Raw genomic sequence first — 18187 nt, 5'->3', positions numbered from 1 at the left:
GCCGGGACCTCTAAGGCCTCACTACGGCTTGGCAGCGTCGAGCGCCAGATTGAGCGCAAGCACGTTAACGCGGGGTTCGCCGAGCAGTCCGAGCAGACGGCCCTTAGTCTGCTGGGCGATCAGGCCCTGAACGCTGGCCTCCGGCAAGCCACGCGCCTTGGCCACCCGCGGCACCTGGAACAGCGCCGCCTCCGGCGAGATGTCCGGATCGAGCCCGCTCGCCGAGGTCGTCACCAGATCGACCGGCACGGCCTGCCCAGGATTCTCCGCCTTCAGCCTGTCAACATCCTCCTTGACGCGGTCGGCCAGCGCCTTGCTGGTCGGGCCGAGATTGGAGCCGGAGGAGTTGGCGGCGTTATAGGGCGCCGGCACCGTCTTGGTCGCATCGTTCGGATCGGCGGCCGAGGTCGCCGACGGACGGCCGTGGAAATATTTGTCGTCCTTGAATTCCTGCCCGATCAGCGCCGAGCCGATCACCTGGCCGTTGCGCGTGATCAGACTGCCTTCGGCCTGCGCCGGGAAGATGGTGCCGGCGACGACGGTCATGGCGAGCGGATACAGCAGCCCGGTGATCAAGGTCAGCGCGAGCAGGACCAGGATGGCGGGACGGATTTCTTTGAGCATGGGAGATCTCCTGTGTCGCGGCGTCATTGCGAGGAGCGAAGCGACGAAGCAATCCAGGGCTGTGTACGAGACTCTGGATTGCGTCGCTTCGCTCGCAATCACGCCGGTGGTGGTTCAAGCCAGGTGCAAGGCGGTCACGATCAGGTCGATTGCCTTGATGCCGATGAAGGGGATGATGATGCCGCCCAGGCCATAGATCATCAGGTTGCGGCCGAGCAGCGCGCCGGCGCCGATGGCGCGGTAGGCGACGCCCTTCAGCGCCAGCGGGATCAGCGCGATGATGACGAGCGCGTTGAAGATGATCGCCGACAGGATCGCGCTCTGCGGGCTCGCGAGGTTCATGACATTCAGCACGTTGAGCTGCGGGTAGAACGCCAGGAACATCGCCGGGATGATCGCGAAATATTTGGCGACGTCGTTGGCGATCGAGAACGTCGTCAGCGCGCCGCGCGTCATCAAGAGCTGCTTGCCGATCTCCACCACCTCGATCAGCTTGGTCGGGTTGGAATCGAGATCGACCATGTTGCCGGCCTCGCGCGCGGCCTGCGTGCCGGTGTTCATGGCGACGCCGACATCGGCTTGCGCCAGCGCCGGCGCGTCGTTGGTGCCGTCGCCGCACATGGCGACCAGCTTGCCCTTGGCCTGCTCGTCTCGGATCAGCTTGAGCTTGTCCTCGGGGGTCGCCTGCGCCAGGAAATCGTCGACGCCGGCTTCGGCGGCGATCGCCGCCGCGGTCATCGGGTTGTCGCCGGTGATCATGATGGTGCGGATGCCCATCCGGCGCAGCTCGGCGAAACGTTCGCGGATGCCGCCCTTGACGATATCCTTGAGCTGGATGACGCCGAGCAGGCGCCCGTCCCTGGCGACCGCGAGCGGCGTGCCGCCGGATTTGGCGATGTCGTCGGAGATTGCACGGATCTCGCGGACGAGCTCGCTCTCGACCGGCTGGACCGCGCGCGCCGTGTTGCCGGAGACGGGCTGGGTCGGGCCGCCGCCGCCGATGGAGTTGAGGATGGCGTCGACCGCGCCCTTGCGCACCGAGGAACCGCCGGCATCGACGCCGCTCATGCGGGTCTGCGCCGTGAACGGCACGAAGGTGGCGCCGAGCTCGGCCATGTCGCGGCCGCGGATACCGTATTTGTCCTTCGCGAGCACCACGATGGAGCGGCCCTCCGGGGTCTCGTCGGCGAGCGAGGCGAGCTGCGCCGCGTCGGCCAGCTCCTGCTCGCTGACGCCCCGGACGGGACGGAACGCAGTCGCCTGCCGATTGCCGAGCGTGATGGTGCCGGTCTTGTCGAGCAGCAGCGTATCGACGTCGCCGGCGGCCTCGACCGCGCGGCCCGACATCGCCAGCACGTTGAAGCGCACCAGGCGGTCCATGCCGGCGATGCCGATCGCCGACAGCAGCGCGCCGATCGTGGTCGGAATCAAGGTCACGAACAGCGCCACCAGCACCACCACCGAGATCGAGCCACCGGCATAGGCCGCGTAGCTCGGGATCGTCACCGTCGCAAACACGAAGATGATGGTGAGGCCGGCGAGCAGGATGTTGAGCGCGATCTCGTTCGGCGTCTTCTGTCGCTCGGCTCCCTCGACCAGCTTGATCATGCGGTCGATGAAGGTCGAGCCCTGGGCCGCGGTGATCCTGACGCGGATCCAGTCCGACAGCACCTGCGTGCCGCCGGTTACCGCCGAGCGGTCGCCGCCGGACTCCCGGATGACCGGAGCGGACTCGCCGGTGATCGCAGCCTCGTTGACCGAGGCGACGCCCTCGATCACCTCGCCGTCGGAAGGGATCGTGTCGCCGGCCTCGACCAGCACGAGGTCGCCGACCTTCAGGCTGGTTCCGGGCACGAGCTTGTAGGTGTGGTCGGCCGGGTTCGTGCCCGTCAGCAGCTTGGCCTGGCTCTCGGTGCGCGTCTTGCGCAGCGAATCCGCCTGCGCCTTGCCGCGGCCTTCGGCGACGGCTTCGGCGAAATTGGCGAACAGCACGGTGAACCACAGCCAGAGAATGATCTGGAAGGTGAAGCCGAGATTCGCGCCGCCGGTCGCGACGTCGCGCAGGAAGATCACCGTGGTGAGCGCCGCGACGACCTCGACCACGAACATCACGGGGTTCCTGATCATCAGCCGCGGGTCGAGCTTGACCACCGCGGCCTTGATGGCCGGCAGCACGATCTTCGGGTCGAGCATCGTCGACATCGACGAGCGCTTCTGCAGTTTGATGGTGTCCATGGAGGTCGCTCCGAAATCAGAACACGGTGCCGGCGGCCATCGCGAGATGCTCGACGATCGGACCGAGGGCGAGAGCCGGGAAGAAGGTGAGGCCGCCGATGATCAGGATGACGCCGACGACGAGGCCGACGAACAGGCCGCCGGTGGTCGGGAACGTGCCGGCCGAGGGCGGGATCGACTTCTTCTGCGCGAGCGAGCCCGCGATCGCCATCGCCGGGATGATCATGAAGAAGCGGCCGACGAACATCGAGGAGGCGAGCGTCAGATTGTAGAAGAAGGTGTTGCCGGTGAGGCCCGCGAACGCCGAGCCGTTGTTGGCCGTCGCCGAGGTGTAGGCGTAGAGCACCTCGGTGAAGCCGTGCGGTCCGGCATTGGCCATCGAGGCGACGGCCGGTGGCAGCACCACCGCGACCGCGGTCCAGCCGAGATACATCAAGGGCAGCACCAGGATTGCCAGCATCGCCATCTTGACCTCGCGGGCCTCGATCTTCTTGCCGACATATTCCGGCGTACGCCCGACCATCAGGCCGGCAACGAAGATCGCGAGCACGACGAACAGCAGCATGCCGTAGAGGCCGGCGCCGACGCCGCCGACGATGATCTCGCCGAGCTGCATGTTGATCAGCGGAATCATGCCGCCGAGCGCGGTGAAGCTGTCGTGCATGGCGTTGACCGCGCCGCAGGAGGCGGCCGTGGTGATGACGGCGAACAGCGACGACGCGACGACGCCGAAGCGGACCTCCTTGCCCTCCATGTTACCGCCGGTCAGTCCCAGCGCGTTCAGCGTGGTCGTACCGTTGGCCTCGGCCCAGTAGGTGATGGCGACGCCGGCGATGAACAGCACGCCCATCACGGCGAGGAGCGCCCAGCCCTGGCGCTGATTGCCGACCATGCGGCCGAACACGTTGGTCAGGGCAGCACCGAGCGCGAAGATCGAGAGCATCTGGATGAAGTTCGACAGCGCGGTCGGGTTCTCGAACGGATGCGCGGCGTTGGCATTGAAGAAGCCGCCGCCATTGGTGCCGAGCATCTTGATCGCGACCTGCGAGGCGACCGGGCCGAGCGCGATGGTCTGCTTGGCGCCTTCCAGGGTCGTCGCCTCGACATAGGGCCCGAGCGTCTGCGGGATGCCCTGCCAGACCAGAAACAGCGTGTAGATGATGCAGAGCGGCAGCAGCACATAGAGCGTGCAGCGTGTGATATCCACCCAGAAATTGCCGACGGTCCGCGCCGAGGCGCGCGAGAAGCCGCGGATCAGCGCGATCGCGAGCACGATGCCCGTCGCGGCCGACAGGAAGTTCTGGTGGGTGAGCCCGAGCATCTGGACGAGATAAGAGAGCGTGCTCTCGCCACCGTAGTTCTGCCAGTTGGTGTTGGTCAGGAAGCTGATCGCGGTGTTGAAGGAGAGATCCTCGGCGACCGCGGACTGTCCAGCGGGATTGAACGGCAGCACGGCCTGCAGCCGCATCACGCCGTAGATGATCAGGAAGCCGCCGACATGGAACAGCAGCATCGCGACCGTGTAGGTCAGCCAATGCTGCTCGCGCCGCTCGTCGACGCCGCCGATCCAGTAGATCGCGGACTCAACGGGCCGCAGCACCGGCGAGAGTAAGGTGCGCTCGCCATTGAAGACGCGCGTCATGTACCAGCCGAGCGGCTTGGCGAGCGCGACGATGACGGCGCAGTAGAGCAGGATCTGGATCCAGCCGATCACGGTCATGGGAATGTTGTCCTTGAGGGTGCGACGGTGGCGGTCAGAACCGCTCGGGCCGCAACAGCGCGTAGGTGAGGTAGATCAGAAGGCCGAGCGACACCGCGCCGGCGAGCGAATAGTCGAAGATCATGGCTCGTCTCCTAGAGCCGCTCGCAGGCGTAGGTGTAGCCGATCGCCAGGGCGAACAAGCCGGCGGCCAGCGCCAGCATCAGGATGTCCAGCATGGTGTGCTCCTCATGCGCGCGAGGCGCGCAACGCGTAGGGTCTGCGGGAGCGCGCAACTTGTGATGGATCAAACCCCCATCCGCGCCCCGCGGTCCGTTGCATCGGCACAGATGGCATTCGGAACCATAGGTTTTCGAGACCGCGCCGCCGGCAAAGTTATAGGAATCTCATAAAGATCGCGGCATTCCGCGGCCGAAGCCGGCCGACGATGAGCGCCGCTGCATAGGGAGCGCCCACGGTGGCGCCGCACGCTTATGCGCCGCTTATTTCTTCCTGGCCTCGCCCGTCTCGCATTCCTACGGCCGCTGCCGCCAGATTGTTGGCACGGCCCGGTGCGGGCCGTCGCTCAATCACGACGGAGCATCATCATGCCGGTCACGACACCCCGAGATTTCGCCGAGCCACGGCAGGCCGCGCAGGAAACAGCCGCGCTGCTGACCGACCTTCTCGGCGAGGACGATGGCGTCTCGCCGCTGTCGGCGCGCGGACGGCGCCGGATCCGGATCGCCCGGATGATGCAGGCGGAGGCCCGGATCGATGCCGCGCTGGAGCTGATCGCGCTGCAATTGCCGCGATGGTCGCTTCGCCGCCTCGCCTATGATGACGGCGAATGGCACTGCGCGCTCTCACAACGACGCGAGTTGCCGGACTGGCTCGACCATTGCGCCGAGGCCAGACACACCGATCTCGCCCTCGCCATTCTCCACGCAGCCGCCGAGGCGCGTCGCCTCGAGCCGACGCTGCCCGTCTCCGGAGAACGCTCCGCTGAGCCCGTGCTCGCAACCCTGCTCTGCTGCGACAATTTCTGAGAGGACGAGAGCGCGGCGATGATCCTCCCGGCCGGCGAGCCCGTGGAGCTGTCCCCGGCCAGAGTATTGCTTCGCTTCGGGCTGCGAACCGCGATCCTCGTTCTGTTCGCGACGTTCGGCAGCATCGGCTTCGGGCGCAGCCTCGCTGCCCTGCTCTGGATGACCGTCATCCTATGTGCCGTGCTCGCCACGCTGCGCCGTGAGCGCGTCTTCAACGCAAGCCTCAATCATTGGGACGAGATGGTCGGCTATCTCTCGCTCTACTGCGGCGTCATGGCACTCAACCAGCTCTCGGAATCCTGACCGGCGCGTGCCTACGCGGCGCCTATGACGTCGACCGCTCCGCCGCCTCGAATTCCTATCCGTACACCGCGATATTCGATGAACCAACGCAACGTCATCTCACGAGATGCGCGCTTGAACCAGAAGGACCACGTCCATGAAGCTCGTCGAACCTCCGTCGTGTCACAAGCCTGCTGCCGCCCTCGTCCTCATCGGTCGGAATAGCTGCGGCCAATGGGTTGCCCAGGAGCAGAATGGGCTCTATGGCGGCCTGTTCGTCAGCCGCGCCGAAGCGATGAAATATGCACTGTTCGAGAATGGCCATCATCCGGAGACGATCGTCGAGCTGTCGCGCACGATCGAGCTCGACGCCAACGGACGCTTCGCGCCCGTCGGACTGTTGTTTGGCAGCAGCCGGCGGCCGATCGCATGAGTGCCGCCCCGACGCCGCCGCGTGGACCTGCCGCACGATGGCTGACCGGCACGATCGCAGACATTCCGACGCCGTTCGATGCGACCGGCGCAGTCGACATCGCCGCACTCGCCCGATTGTGCGAGCGGCAGATCGAAGCCGGCGCCAGTGCGATCCTGGTCTGCGAGACCGCGGGTGAAGCGTCCACGCTGACGGCAGCGGAGCGCGAAGCGGTCATTCGCGCGGCTGTGACCGCGGCCTGCAATCGGGTTCGCGTCATTGCCGGCGCGGGCTCCAACGCGACGCTCCAGGCCGTGCAAAACACCCGGCAGGCGGCGGCCGCGGGCGCCGATGCGATCATGTCGGTGGTCCCCTACTACAACCGGCCTACGGCAGAGGGCATCTACGCGCACTTCCGCGCGGTCGGAGACTCAACCACACTGCCGGTCATCCTGCATGATTGCCCCTCGCGCACGGGGCGCGCGCTGCCGGACGAGACGCTGATCCGCCTGTCGCGATGGGCGCAATTCGTCGGCTTGCGCGACAGCACCGGTGATACCGCGCGCGCCGTTCATCTGCGATCACTGACGCCACCCGGCTTTCGCCTGTTGTCGGGCGACGATATGGCGGCGGTGCCGTTCGCGGCCGCTGGTGGCGATGGCTGCTTCTCGCTGGCGGCCAACGTCGCGCCGGAGCTCTGCAACGTGCTGTTCGTCACCTGCCAGCGCGCTCGCTGGCGCGCGGCACGACGGCTGCACGGCAGGTTGCTGCCGCTGATCGAGGCGTTCAATCGCGATGCGCCGGCAGCATTGAAATATGCCCTGAGCCTGCAGGGCCTTGTTGCGGCCGGTGTGCGCTTGCCGTTGACCGAGCTTGACGGGGCGGCGAAGACAATGATCGGACAAGCGATGGCGCGGCTGAGCGCCTCGTCTGCCGCGACGTCTCCGAAGCACGCAGCACAGCTTTGAGAGGGCGATCCGCGGGCCGAAGGCCTCAGAAGTCCCATTTGTCGCCGAGAAGCAAAGGCGCTTGCGGCCGATGCCTGGCGTCGAGTTCGATCGTCGCTCCAGAGCCGCGCCGGAAGAGCAACTCGTTGCGCAGGCGCCGGAGCTTGGCCACGGCAATCGCCGCACGGATGGCCCTGACAGTCTTGCGCAGCGTCTTGATCAGGCGCGAAGGCCGCAGGGCCCAGGCGACGTAAGCGCCACGGGCGTCGCGAAACGGTTCGACCGAGCTCATGTTCATTCTCCGCCAAGCCGGCGCGACATCCGGCCGGCAAAGCGGAAGATGGAGCCCCTCGTCGTAGGAATGCGAGACGGGCTGACTTCATCTCTCATAGGAAAAGCATAAGTCGCCCCAAAAAAAGCGGGGCGGCCCAACCGGCCGCCCCGCACGCTCCGATCCGGTTCGGATCAGAAGATCTTGACCGCGCTTTCCAGCGTCTTCCAGACACCCCATGCCAACGGCACGCCGACGAAGGCCCAGAACAAGCCGGCCTTGACGTCGAGCCCGCCCTTGCCGATGCCGAACGACCCGTGCTGGATCGCCGACTCGTTCTTGGCCAGCTCCGCCTGGTACTTCGCGACCTCGTCCGCACTCATGTTCCACTTCTGATCAACGGGCTTGATCAGGAAGTTGCAGATCAGGCCGGCGAGCAGCATGGCACAGAGGATGTACATCGTCGTGTTGTACAGCTGGTCCCGCGGCACGCCGGCGGCGAGCTGGAACTCGCGGATGTAGTTGACGACCACCGGACCGATGATGCCGGCCGTCGCCCAGGCCGTCAGCAGACGGCCGTGGATGGCGCCCACGAACTGGGTGCCGAACAGGTCGGCCAGATAGGCCGGGACTGTCGCAAAGCCGCCGCCATACATCGAGAGGATGATGGCGAAGGCCGCCACGAACAGCAGCTTCGATCCCATCGCTGCGAAGGTCGGCGCCAGCGCATAGAGCACGATGCCGATCAGGAAGAAGCAGTAATAGGTGTTCTTGCGGCCGATGTGGTCCGACAGCGACGCCCAGAAGAAACGGCCGCCGATGTTGAACAGCGACAATAGGCCGGCAAAGCCTGCCGCGATGCCCGCAATCGCCGCCTTCTGGGTGGCGTCGAGCTGGTTGAAGCTGACGTCGGGCAAACCGATCAGCTTGCCGGCGAAGATCTCCTGCAGCATCGGCGAGGCCATGCCGATCACGCCGATGCCTGCCGACACGTTCAAGCAGAGCACCCACCAGACCAGCCAGAACTGCGGAGTCTTGTGCGCGTTGTCGAGATGCACATGGTGCTCCGAGATCATCGCCTTCTTCACTGCCGGCGGCGTCCAGCCCTCGGGCTGCCAGCCGACCGGAGCGACGCGATAGGCGAAGGCGCCGATCATCATGAACACGAAATAGATCACGCCCATCGTGACGAAGGTCTCCCAGACACCGACCGAGGTCGGGGTCTTGAAGTAGTTCATCAGCAGGTTGGCGAGCGGGGCGCCGATCATCGCGCCGCCGCCGAAGCCCATGATCGCCATGCCGGTCGCCATGCCGCGCCGGTCCGGGAACCATTTCACCAGGGTCGACACCGGCGAGATGTAGCCGAGGCCGAGGCCGATGCCGCCGATGACGCCGGCACCGAGCCACATCATCCAGAGCTGATGCACGTAGATGCCGAGCGCTGCGAACAGCAGGCCGCCGCCCCAGCAGCAGGCCGCGACGGCGCCCGCCTTGCGCGGTCCGGCCCGTTCGAGCCAGCCGCCCCAGATCGCCGCGGAGGCGCCGAGCAGCACGAAGAACAGAGTGTACATCCAGCCGAGGCTCGCGACCTTCCAGTCGCAGCTCGTCGTGAACAGCTCCTGCACCAGGGACATGTCCGGACAGGCCTGGGTCTTGGTCACGCCGATCGCGCGTGACAGCGGCAGCCAGAACACCGAGAAGCCATAGGCCATGCCGATGCACAGATGGATGCACAGCGCAGCCGGAGGAACCAGCCAGCGGTTGAACCCGGCCTTGGCGACCGTGTGCTCACGATCGAAGATTCCCGCCTGCGCGCCCGGGAGCGTGCCCGCGCTTTCAATGGTAGCCATGCATTCCTCCCCTACGGACTCTCGCCCAACGCAACAACGTCATGTTCTGTCCCCTTGATCAGAATCAATACGCCCACTCACCCCGCCCGCTATCGCGTACCAGAGCAGTCTTGCAACGCACAAACGCTCATCACTGCCTCGATGCGCATAACACCCCACCCGAGACGTTATGCCGTCACCATTCTTGCTTGTGCCGCTGTTCTGCCTGGCCCGCTCCCCAGCGGGCATGACTCGCCCCCCGCAACCTCCGCGGAAGCGCCCCAATTGGTGCAGAACCGAGGCAAATTGTCGATAGTAAAATGGTAATAATCGGTCAATCTTGGTGGATTGATCGCACTGCAGCGCGAATGTGTTGCTAACAAACACACAAATTCACGTGCAACCAACGCGACCGCCACTCACGGCTGTAGTCATGTTGCTCTCGATTACTTTCCCGACGCGTCACGGCCATCCCTGATGGAATCAACTAATGAGATGTGCGGACCATCAGCGACGGACACGGCTCGACGCCGCATGCGCGCGCTCGCGGAAACGTGAAGAAGGAACAACTTGTCCTTGCCTGGCAACAGCATCGCAAGCCTGGACTGAGAACGCGGCATTGTTGTGAGCTCGGGTTGGCGCCCCTGCGACGATAGGAAGCAGCACGATCCCTTGACACATCGATGCGCCGAGACATCGCGCGAACTACGTAGTTCGAGCAGCCAGCAGCAGAGGATGTCGTCGCCGCGCGGATCATCCGGCCGGTTCCGCGGCCTTCTCGATCCGAAACAGAATGCCGCGCTCGGTGCGATCGACGCTCTCGACCCGATCCCCGGTCTGCCGCACCAGATTCGGGATGTCGATCACTGCGAGCGGATCGGTACAGCACACTTCGAGCCGCTCTCCCGCCTTGAGCGTCTGCAGCGCCTTCCGGGTCTTCAGCACCGGCAATGGGCACTTCAGGCCCGTCAGATCCAGCCTCGTCATCATCATGCGCGCGACCATGGAGAAGCGGTTCCGGCACGTCAACCCGGGTCGCATCATCCCATGGAACCCGGAACTGGGTTCCATGAATGCCAGAAGATGCGGGTGCGAACTCGCGAGTTCCATCATGGAACACCAGGTTTGTCGCCCAGCGCGAGAACGTCCGCCCGCGGCATCGCCAGATATTGGACGAGTGCCGCGACCGCCGGGATATCGTCGAGATGAGCGCGCGGCAACGCCGTCTCGGCATCGCCGTCGCTGACGAGCCCGACAATGCCCGGATCGTCGGGAAACATCAGCGGCTTGCCATTGGCTGCGCGATGCACCTCGATGCGGCGATGCGGGCCGGCCTTGTAGCCTTCGATGACGACCAGATCGACGGGAGACAATCTCGCCAGCAGCTCCGCGAGGGCCGGCTCCCTTGCGCCTCGCAGCTCGTGCATCAGCGCCCAGCGCGTGCCCGACGCGACGAGAACCTCCTCGGCCCCGGCCTCGCGATGCCGCCACGAATCCTTGCCCGGGACGTCGACGTCGAACTTGTGATGGGCGTGCTTGATCACCGAGACGCGCAGTCCCTGCCCCCTGAGATGAGGAATCAGCCGCGTCAGCAGCGTGGTCTTGCCGGCGCCGCTCCAGCCGGCGAGGCCGATGACTTTCATCGCAGTCTCCAGAAAGGCCCCGGCGCTTTTGCACAGCCAGGAGCGCGGGATCGATCGATGGCCCGAAGGCCCCGTGGAACGCCATATCCACTCTTAGCGATGTCATGCCAGCAGCCGCGCGGACCAGGCAAGGGCTCGTCAGGGAGGGGCATGCCGGTACGGCCGCCGCGCAGGCGCAAATGGTGGATCGCGCGCGGGCCGACGCTGACGCCCTGGCAGCAGTCGTGGTAACGAGCCCGCGATGACAGCCATGACCTCGACTTCGATCCCCGGCGTGCTGCTCGCCGGCGGTCGCGCGCAGCGGATGGGCGGCGGCGACAAGCCGTTGCGCATGGTCGACGGCCGCACCATCCTGGAGCGCGTGATCGCGCGGCTGGCGCCGCAGTGCAGCCGGCTGATCCTCAATGCCAACGGCGACCCCGCGCGCTTCGCGGGCAACGGCCTGGCCGTCGTGCCGGATGGCGTCGCCGGCTTCCCGGGCCCGCTCGCCGGCATTCTCGCCGGGCTCGACTGGGTTGCGGCGCATATGCCGGAGGCACGTTGGATGCTGAGCGCCGCCGGCGACTGCCCCTTCCTGCCGCGCGATCTGGTCGCGCGGCTGGCGACAGCGCGGGCGGCGGAGCAGGCCGAACTGGCGGTGGCGGCGTCCGGCGGACAGACCCATCCGGTGATCGGGCTGTGGCCGGTCGGGCTGCGCGAGGATCTCCGGCACGCCCTGGTCGCGGAGGACATCCGGAAGGTCACCCGCTTCACGGCGCGCTACAAGGTCGCGACCGTGAGCTGGCCGTCGGTTCCGCTGGATCCGTTCTTCAATGCCAACACCGCGCTCGACCTCGCCGAGGCGGAGCGGCTCGCGGCTCTCGATGATTGAGGACGCCTGATGGACGCGACTACCATCGTTCGCCGCGCCGTGCTTGTCGTTGCCGCGCTCAATCTCGGCTATTTCGGCATCGAGTTCGCCGTGGCGCTGGCGATCGGCTCGGTGTCGCTGTTTGCCGACAGCGTCGACTTTCTGGAGGATGCCTCGGTCAACATCCTGATTGCGCTGGCGCTGCGCTGGAGCGCGCCGCAGCGGGCGCTGCTCGGCAAGGCGCTGGCGCTGATCCTGCTGGCGCCCGCGGTCGCCGGACTGTGGACCGCCGGCGAGAAGTTCTTCACGCCGATCGCACCCGCACCGCTGCCGCTCACCGTGACCGGCCTCGGCGCGCTGATCGTCAATCTCGGCTGCGCGTTGATCCTGGCGCGGGTCAGGGACCACCAGGGCAGCCTCACCCGCGCCGCCTTCCTGTCCGCACGCAACGACGCCTTCGCCAACATCGCGATCATCGCGGTCGGTCTCGTGACCGCCTTTGTGTGGCCCTCGATCTGGCCGGACCTGATCGTGGGTGTCGGTATCGCGCTCATGAATGCGGACGCCGCGCGCGAGGTGTGGGAGGCTGCGCACGAGGAGCAAAAGACCGCCAAGGCCTGAACGGCCGAGCATCCCGCGCGCGTGCGCGACGACCTCACTCCTTGCGGCATTGCAGCGCACAGGACCGCTCCACCGCTCCGCCGTCCGGCATGATTGACGGCCGCCCTGGATTGATTGCAGATAGGCGGACCGGCCGGCAGAGCCGGAACAAACAACGGCGTCACGCCGGTACCGGTGGAGGACTGATTGCAACTCAGCTATTTGAAGCGGGCGGCGTGGGCCGCAGCCGCGCTGCTGGTCACGACCGCCGCGCAGGCCGAGATCTCCGACAACGTCGTCAAGATCGGCGTGCTCAGCGACATGAACGGCCCGGCCTCGACGCCGACCGGCCAAGGCTCCGTCACCGCGGCGCAGATGGCGGTCGATGATTTCGGCGGCAAGGTGCTGGACAAGCCGATCAGCGTCATCGTCGGCGATCATCAGCTCAAGCCCGACATCGGCGCTGCGATCGCGCGCCGCTGGTACGACACCGAGCAGGTCGATCTCATCGTCGACGTGCCGGTCTCCGCGGTGGGCCTCGCCGTGCAGACCATCGCCACCGAGAAGAAGAAGCTGTTCATCACCCAGTCGACCGGTGCCGCCGATTTCCACGGCAAGTTCTGCTCGCCCTACGCGATGCAATGGGTGTTCGACACCCGCGCGCTCGCCACCGGCACGGCGAAGGAGGTCGTCAAGCGCGGCGGCGACAGCTGGTTCTTCATCACCGACGACTACGCCTTCGGCCATTCGCTGGAGCGCGACGCCTCGAGCGTCGTCACCGCCAATGGCGGCAAGGTCGTCGGCGCGGTGCGGCCGCCATTCGCGACGCCCGATCTGTCGTCCTTCATCCTGCAGGCGCAGGCCTCCAAGGCCAAGATCATCGGCATCGCCGCCGGCCCGCCCAACAACATGAACGAGATCAAGACCGCATCCGAGTTCGGCCTGCTCAAGGGCGGACAGCAGATGGCGGCGCTGCTCGCGCTGGTCACCGACATCCATTCGCTCGGCCTGCCGGCCGCGCAAGGGCTCCTGCTCACCACCTCGTTCTACTGGGACATGGACGACAAGACGCGCGAATGGTCGAAGCGCTATTTCGCCAAGATGAACCGGATGCCGACGATGTGGCAGGCCGGCGTCTATTCCGCCGTCATGCACTATCTCAACGCCATCAAGGCGGCGGGCAGCGACGATCCGCTCGCGGTCGCCGCGAAGATGCGTGAGACGCCGGTCGAGGACTTCTTCGCCCGCAACGGCAAGCTGCGCGCCGACAATCTGATGGTGCATGATCTCGTGCTGGCGCAGGTCAAATCGCCGGAGGAGAGCAAATATCCGTGGGACTACTACAAGATCCTCGCGACCATCAAAGGCGATGACGCGTTCGGCCCGCCCGATCCCGCGTGCCCGCTGATCAAGAAGTGACGGCGCACTGAACGATCGGCGGCCGGGGCGACCGGGCCGCCGCATGCGAGCTGAACGACAACAATCAATGGGGGAAGACGGGCATGAAGCTGGCGCGCGCGCTGCTGTTCGGGCTGATCGTCGCGGCGGGCCTCGCCGCCAAACCGGGACCGGCGCTCGCCGCCTATCCGGACCGTCCCATCCGCTGGCTGATCGGCTTTGCCCCCGGCGGGCCGGTCGACATCGTCGCCCGAATCATGGCGCAGTGGCTGTCCGACCACCTGGGCCAGCAGGTCGTGGTCGAGAACCGCACCGGCTCGGGCGGCAACATCGCGGCCGCGGCCGCGATCAACTCCCCGCCCGACGGCTACACGCTGCTGTTCGTCGCGCCCAACAACGCGATCAGCACCTCGCTCTACAAGAAGCTGCCTTATGACTTCATCCGCGACACCGTGCCGGTCGCCAGCATCATGCAGCTCACCAACATGCTGGTGGTGAGCAACGACGTGCCGGCCAAGACCGTCAAGGAGTTCATCGACTACTGCAAGGCCAACCCGGGCAAGATCGCCTTCGCCTCCTCGGGCAACGGCACCTCGGTGCACATGGCGGCCGAGCTGTTCAAGGCGATGACCAAATGCGACATGCTGCATGTGCCCTATCGCGGCTCGGCGCTGGCCTTTCCCGACATCATCTCCAACAAGGTGCAGTTGATCTTCGACAACCTGCCCACGGCGCTGGAACAGTCGCGCGGCGGCAGCGTCCGCGCGCTCGGCGTCACCTCGCCGCAGCGCTGGCCGACGGTGCCGGACGTGCCCGCGATCGCCGAGACCGTGCCCGGCTACGAATCGGTCGGCTTCTACGGCATCTCGGCGCCCAAGGGCACGCCGCCCGAGATCGTCGAGATCCTCAACAAGGCCGTCGGCGAGGCGCTGAAGGACCCCAAGCTGGTGGCGCGGCTCACCGAGACCGGCGGCATCCCGCGCGCGATGACACCGGCGGAGTTCGGCAAGCTGGTCGTCGACGAGACCGAGAAGTGGCGCAAGGTGGTGGAATTCGCCGGGGTTTCGGTGGACTAGCGTCGCGGCGGGCCTGGACGGGACCGTGCGACGGAGCCGCGCCAAAACAATCGGGCAGCGGCATTGCCGGATTGCTGGCCAGGCTGTAAACGGAGCCCGAGCCGTCGTTGGGGTTCCGATGCCGCGCCGGACAGGCCCGCTCCTGCCCGCCGCCGGCAAGACCTCAGCGTCGCGGGGGCCTGTAGCTCAATGGTTAGAGCCGACCGCTCATAACGGTCTGGTTGCAGGTTCGAGTCCTGCCGGGCCCACCAATGAGCTCAAGAGTTACGGCTTACGCGCCAAGTGTTTTTCGAAGTGAACCACCGTTTCGACCACCGATAGGTTCTGCTTGCGATCCTTCGAGGCATTCGCGGCCGCGGCCTCGCGCACGTAATCCGGGCGATGATGGCCGAAGGTGTCGAGCAGCACCTTGACCGGCATTCCGAGAAAGCCTGCGGCCTGCCACGGTTCGCGCGCCGCTGCATAAGCCACGTCGCCGCCGTGTGGCGCAGCGCGAGCGCCAAGAGCGGGCTCTGCGCCCAATCCCCACCCGCATCTGCGAGCCGCGCAGCATCTCGACACGTCGAACAGGACGCAGTTGTGGGCGGCACCCGGCGGCGCACCTGGCCCAAGACCGCCTCGTATGTTCCCGCACCTTGACCTGCGATCCACTGAACGATCAGCGTAGCGAATACTGCACTGTTGCCTCAAGAAGCTGGCAGAGCGGGATTCTTGTTACCGGCAACAGGAACACCGTGCAGCGGCGCGTAATTGGCGGCGAAATCCGAGCAGAGCTTGTTTTGATACTCGGCAGGTAAGGACGCAAGCACTGATGCGGCCGCCACCGCCCTTGCATCGTCCTTTGACTTCACGGTGAAGTAGGAGATCATTCGATGAAGTGTCAGAAAAATCGAGAAAAAGTTCCGTGTGTTGACGTAGAAGCAACGATTGCTTTTGAGCTTTGTGCCCGGCCGGTCCTGCCAGTGCCGCTGCACGATTGCGGTCCCCGCATCGAAATCGGTAACGGCAAAATTGCCGTAGCCGAGCCGAGTAAATAGCGGACGATTGCTGAGAAACTTGGTGAGGTCGAGCTGCTGTCCGCGCACAGCCCCGATCAACAGCATCTGATCCGCGACAGGAATGTTCTCACGGATCTGAAATCCCTTCGACAGTTCGAGCGCGCAGACTACGTAGCGCGGAAGGCGGGTCGTTTCCATCGCCCTTCCCTGTGCGGCCGGGGTGCACAGATCCTGCCTGACGAGTTGGGAGAGATGAGCAAGCGCGCCGGATAGCCCGACCGCCTTTCCCTTCAGAAGCAAAGGAGCCGGGTCCTTCTCACGCAACGAGACTCCAATATCCAGCAGGCCGTCAAACTCATCGTCTGCGGGAAGGTCGATCTCGAGCATGGAAGACCAGCCGAACGGCCAAAGCCAGATCGTTGACCGCACTTTCCCTGCGGTGTGCCACACGGCCTCGTTGAGCGTTAAATCGAGATTTGGGGGCCTGCAGCGCAGAGGCCACACAAGATCGCAGGCATCTCCAAACGAGGTTATGGTCCCCGCGATATTGCTGGCGACCGCCTGATAGCGCGGCCAGAAGTGATTCCGGCGCAGGTCGAATTCATCGTTCAGTGGAAGAAGGACAAGGTTCGCGAGCTCAATCTTGGCCCCCTGGCTGCGCATCTCACGATATTCACGAGCGGACCAAAGGAAGTGAACCCGTGGATCAAAATCGGCCGCAACGAACGGCTGCGACCAGAGGTGGACGTCAAAAACACAATAGACAACGCGCGCCATTGTCGATTTCCTCACAAGATCGATTACCTCACAAGCGCAGCATCCCCGGCATCTCGCTTCACCGGTCATCCGCAAACCATTGTCTTCTCGCGCTATGCGCGCTAGTATCACCGAGCTGTACAGCTGGGCGACTGCCCAAATATGCCGCCAGTGCTTACCGACCAGGCGAGCAAGGCGGCAGCGATCTCCTGGGACCGGCCGCAAGGCCGGTCCTGGCCGGCTGTTCAGGTCAAGGTGAGCGGTTTCATTTGTGCAAGATCCTCGCGCCCGGCGGGCAACCGCGCAGCCTTTTCGTCAAAGTACATCCAGAGAAATTCGGTCGGCTCCAGATTGCCGGCCTTTGATTCCTTGATCGGATCGAACATGGTCGGTTCGACTCCCCATCGGGCTGCTGCTTCAATCGGTTTGACGAACTCATCTTTATCAAACCATTCTTTCAGTTCCGATCGGCACTTCGCATCAGGGGCCTTCAGCTGAAACCAGCCGAGCAGAATCCTGCCACCATTGCTCGCAGGCACGACAAGCGAGCCGAAGTATTGCCTGCCATCCGCGATCATCATAACCGGATCGAATTTGCCCCCGGCCGCACGCACAGCTTTCTGAATTATCGGGCCGACCCCATCGTTTTCTTGGACAATGCGCGCATTGCGCTCCCGAGCGCCGATCCTTGAAATACCTTGCAGGACGGCAGCCAAGACTCCGCCAAGCACAATTGCAGTGCCACACAGCGCGAGAAACGCGATCGCGCTCACGGTTGATCCGATCCCCGCAAAACGCAGCTGCAAGGAAGGAATGAGATACGCCGTCCCAAGGAACAAAAGAGTCGAGATAAAAATGCTGAGTGTAACGGACTCGGTCGCGCCGAGTTCGATTTTTGATTCCTTGGGTGCGAATAGCCGCAAAATCATCAAGAAGAACGTGCCGGGAATGACGTACGACGCGAGGCGGAGCGAAACACCGCCGACGCTCTCAGTCCCAAAAAGGCCGATGCTCATCTTCTTTTCCGCTACCAATGCGCCGGCGGTCGTTCTGCTGTCCTTCACGTTTTGGAGCGAATAACTGACACTGAACGCCAGGTTCTCGTCGCGCTCTTCGATGCTGGAATCGGCTTTGAGGCACATTCTGCTGCGCACCAAAGTCGAACCGGGCTCAACAGTGCCGAGACCGATGGTGTCTTTTACGGCGCATGTGCCGTCTGGCCCGAGGCTTCCGATCCTCAAAAACGGAGGACCAAACAAGCTAAGACCCGCGTCAATGATCCTGGCTTCGGTCGCATTCTCAATCCATATGCCGAAGCTCATCGTCTGGCCGGCGAGGATTTCATTGCGCTCGAGAACAACCGTCAACGCCGGCTTGCTGGGAGCGTCGCCCCACGCCAGGCCGGGAAGCAAGCATGTCGCCAGTTGAAGGACGATGGTCCAAAAAGGCCCATTGAGCCGAGGAATTGGAATAGAGCGCACGTCCCGCTCCCAATGAATTTCGCAGCGAGAGCTGCGC

At 64.9% G+C, this 18187-nt stretch carries 20 protein-coding genes and 1 tRNA gene; 9 read left to right on the top strand and 12 right to left on the bottom strand.

What is annotated here, in order from left to right; all coding sequences use genetic code 11:
- Window positions 1-21 precede the first annotated feature (21 nt).
- The 5 genes from ACQR1X_RS26945 to ACQR1X_RS26925 form a co-directional block, all read right to left on the bottom strand.
- Window positions 22-624, bottom strand: coding sequence for a K(+)-transporting ATPase subunit C (locus ACQR1X_RS26945; protein ID WP_315805419.1), 603 nt, complete (start codon window positions 622-624; stop codon window positions 22-24).
- A gap of 114 nt (window positions 625-738) precedes the next feature.
- Window positions 739-2859: a potassium-transporting ATPase subunit KdpB gene (gene kdpB, locus ACQR1X_RS26940; RefSeq protein WP_315805418.1), complete on the bottom strand. Its 2121-nt coding sequence runs from the start codon at window positions 2857-2859 to the stop codon at window positions 739-741.
- Window positions 2860-2875: 16 nt separating this feature from the next.
- The gene (gene kdpA, locus ACQR1X_RS26935) at window positions 2876-4579 is read right to left on the bottom strand and encodes a potassium-transporting ATPase subunit KdpA (protein WP_434899968.1); all 1704 of its coding nucleotides are present in this window, start codon (window positions 4577-4579) and stop codon (window positions 2876-2878) included.
- A 34-nt stretch (window positions 4580-4613) separates the two neighbouring features.
- On the bottom strand, window positions 4614-4703 hold the full coding sequence (locus ACQR1X_RS26930) for a K(+)-transporting ATPase subunit F (protein ID WP_042340291.1): 90 nt from the start codon (window positions 4701-4703) through the stop codon (window positions 4614-4616).
- A gap of 10 nt (window positions 4704-4713) precedes the next feature.
- Window positions 4714-4869: a hypothetical protein gene (locus ACQR1X_RS26925; protein WP_316239218.1), complete on the bottom strand. Its 156-nt coding sequence runs from the start codon at window positions 4867-4869 to the stop codon at window positions 4714-4716.
- 297 nt (window positions 4870-5166) lie between these two features.
- On the opposite strand from ACQR1X_RS26925, the gene ACQR1X_RS26920 reads away from it, so the two are divergent.
- The 4 genes from ACQR1X_RS26920 (at window position 5167) to dapA (ending at window position 7269) form a co-directional block, all read left to right on the top strand.
- Complete coding sequence (locus tag ACQR1X_RS26920) at window positions 5167-5607, top strand: hypothetical protein (protein WP_434899967.1); 441 nt, start codon at window positions 5167-5169, stop codon at window positions 5605-5607.
- Between the two features lie 18 nt (window positions 5608-5625).
- The gene (locus ACQR1X_RS26915) at window positions 5626-5910 is read left to right on the top strand and encodes a hypothetical protein (protein WP_316177710.1); all 285 of its coding nucleotides are present in this window, start codon (window positions 5626-5628) and stop codon (window positions 5908-5910) included.
- A 136-nt stretch (window positions 5911-6046) separates the two neighbouring features.
- The gene (locus tag ACQR1X_RS26910; RefSeq protein ID WP_434899966.1) at window positions 6047-6322 is read left to right on the top strand and encodes a hypothetical protein; all 276 of its coding nucleotides are present in this window, start codon (window positions 6047-6049) and stop codon (window positions 6320-6322) included.
- The gene (dapA, locus tag ACQR1X_RS26905; protein WP_434899965.1) at window positions 6319-7269 is read left to right on the top strand and encodes a 4-hydroxy-tetrahydrodipicolinate synthase; all 951 of its coding nucleotides are present in this window, start codon (window positions 6319-6321) and stop codon (window positions 7267-7269) included. The genes ACQR1X_RS26910 and dapA overlap by 4 nt, the downstream gene beginning before the upstream one ends.
- A 25-nt stretch (window positions 7270-7294) precedes the next feature.
- Here dapA and ACQR1X_RS26900 read toward each other — a convergent pair whose 3' ends face one another.
- The 4 genes from ACQR1X_RS26900 to mobB all read right to left on the bottom strand — a co-directional run bounded on the left by ACQR1X_RS26900 (window position 7295) and on the right by mobB (window position 10991).
- Window positions 7295-7546: a hypothetical protein gene (locus ACQR1X_RS26900; protein ID WP_434899964.1), complete on the bottom strand. Its 252-nt coding sequence runs from the start codon at window positions 7544-7546 to the stop codon at window positions 7295-7297.
- Window positions 7547-7713: 167 nt separating this feature from the next.
- The gene (locus ACQR1X_RS26895) at window positions 7714-9369 is read right to left on the bottom strand and encodes an OFA family MFS transporter (protein WP_434899963.1); all 1656 of its coding nucleotides are present in this window, start codon (window positions 9367-9369) and stop codon (window positions 7714-7716) included.
- Between the two features lie 732 nt (window positions 9370-10101).
- Window positions 10102-10341, bottom strand: a complete 240-nt coding sequence (locus ACQR1X_RS26890) for a sulfurtransferase TusA family protein (RefSeq protein ID WP_315805442.1) — start codon at window positions 10339-10341, stop codon at window positions 10102-10104.
- A 116-nt stretch (window positions 10342-10457) separates the two neighbouring features.
- A complete protein-coding gene (gene mobB, locus ACQR1X_RS26885) occupies window positions 10458-10991 on the bottom strand; it encodes a molybdopterin-guanine dinucleotide biosynthesis protein B (RefSeq protein WP_316177702.1) in 534 nt (177 codons plus the stop codon).
- A gap of 241 nt (window positions 10992-11232) precedes the next feature.
- Here mobB and mobA point away from each other — a divergent pair, with 241 nt between their 5' ends.
- The 5 genes from mobA to ACQR1X_RS26860 all read left to right on the top strand — a co-directional run bounded on the left by mobA (window position 11233) and on the right by ACQR1X_RS26860 (window position 15166).
- Window positions 11233-11862 carry a molybdenum cofactor guanylyltransferase MobA gene (mobA, locus tag ACQR1X_RS26880; RefSeq protein WP_315805411.1) on the top strand — a complete coding sequence of 210 codons (630 nt, stop codon included), beginning with the start codon at window positions 11233-11235 and terminating at the stop codon, window positions 11860-11862.
- A 9-nt stretch (window positions 11863-11871) separates the two neighbouring features.
- Window positions 11872-12462: a cation transporter gene (locus ACQR1X_RS26875; protein ID WP_316177697.1), complete on the top strand. Its 591-nt coding sequence runs from the start codon at window positions 11872-11874 to the stop codon at window positions 12460-12462.
- A gap of 186 nt (window positions 12463-12648) precedes the next feature.
- Window positions 12649-13860, top strand: a complete 1212-nt coding sequence (locus tag ACQR1X_RS26870; protein WP_315805409.1) for an ABC transporter substrate-binding protein — start codon at window positions 12649-12651, stop codon at window positions 13858-13860.
- Window positions 13861-13943: 83 nt separating this feature from the next.
- Window positions 13944-14915, top strand: a complete 972-nt coding sequence (locus tag ACQR1X_RS26865; RefSeq protein WP_316217674.1) for a Bug family tripartite tricarboxylate transporter substrate binding protein — start codon at window positions 13944-13946, stop codon at window positions 14913-14915.
- 175 nt (window positions 14916-15090) lie between these two features.
- A tRNA-Ile gene (locus ACQR1X_RS26860) sits at window positions 15091-15166 on the top strand.
- A gap of 13 nt (window positions 15167-15179) precedes the next feature.
- On the opposite strand, the gene ACQR1X_RS26855 is transcribed toward ACQR1X_RS26860, so the two are convergent.
- From ACQR1X_RS26855 to ACQR1X_RS26845, 3 genes are all read right to left on the bottom strand, one after another.
- The gene (locus tag ACQR1X_RS26855; protein WP_434899962.1) at window positions 15180-15386 is read right to left on the bottom strand and encodes a hypothetical protein; all 207 of its coding nucleotides are present in this window, start codon (window positions 15384-15386) and stop codon (window positions 15180-15182) included.
- 215 nt (window positions 15387-15601) lie between these two features.
- Window positions 15602-16690: a hypothetical protein gene (locus ACQR1X_RS26850; protein WP_434899961.1), complete on the bottom strand. Its 1089-nt coding sequence runs from the start codon at window positions 16688-16690 to the stop codon at window positions 15602-15604.
- 224 nt (window positions 16691-16914) lie between these two features.
- Window positions 16915-18150: a hypothetical protein gene (locus tag ACQR1X_RS26845; protein WP_316177690.1), complete on the bottom strand. Its 1236-nt coding sequence runs from the start codon at window positions 18148-18150 to the stop codon at window positions 16915-16917.
- Window positions 18151-18187: the final 37 nt, after the last annotated feature.

Source organism: Bradyrhizobium sp. HKCCYLRH3073, from assembly GCF_051167995.1.
Classification (GTDB): Bacteria; Pseudomonadota; Alphaproteobacteria; order Rhizobiales; family Xanthobacteraceae; genus Bradyrhizobium.
The sequence above is the reverse complement of the archived record's forward strand: the minus strand, read 5'-3'. Positions and strand labels throughout refer to the sequence as shown.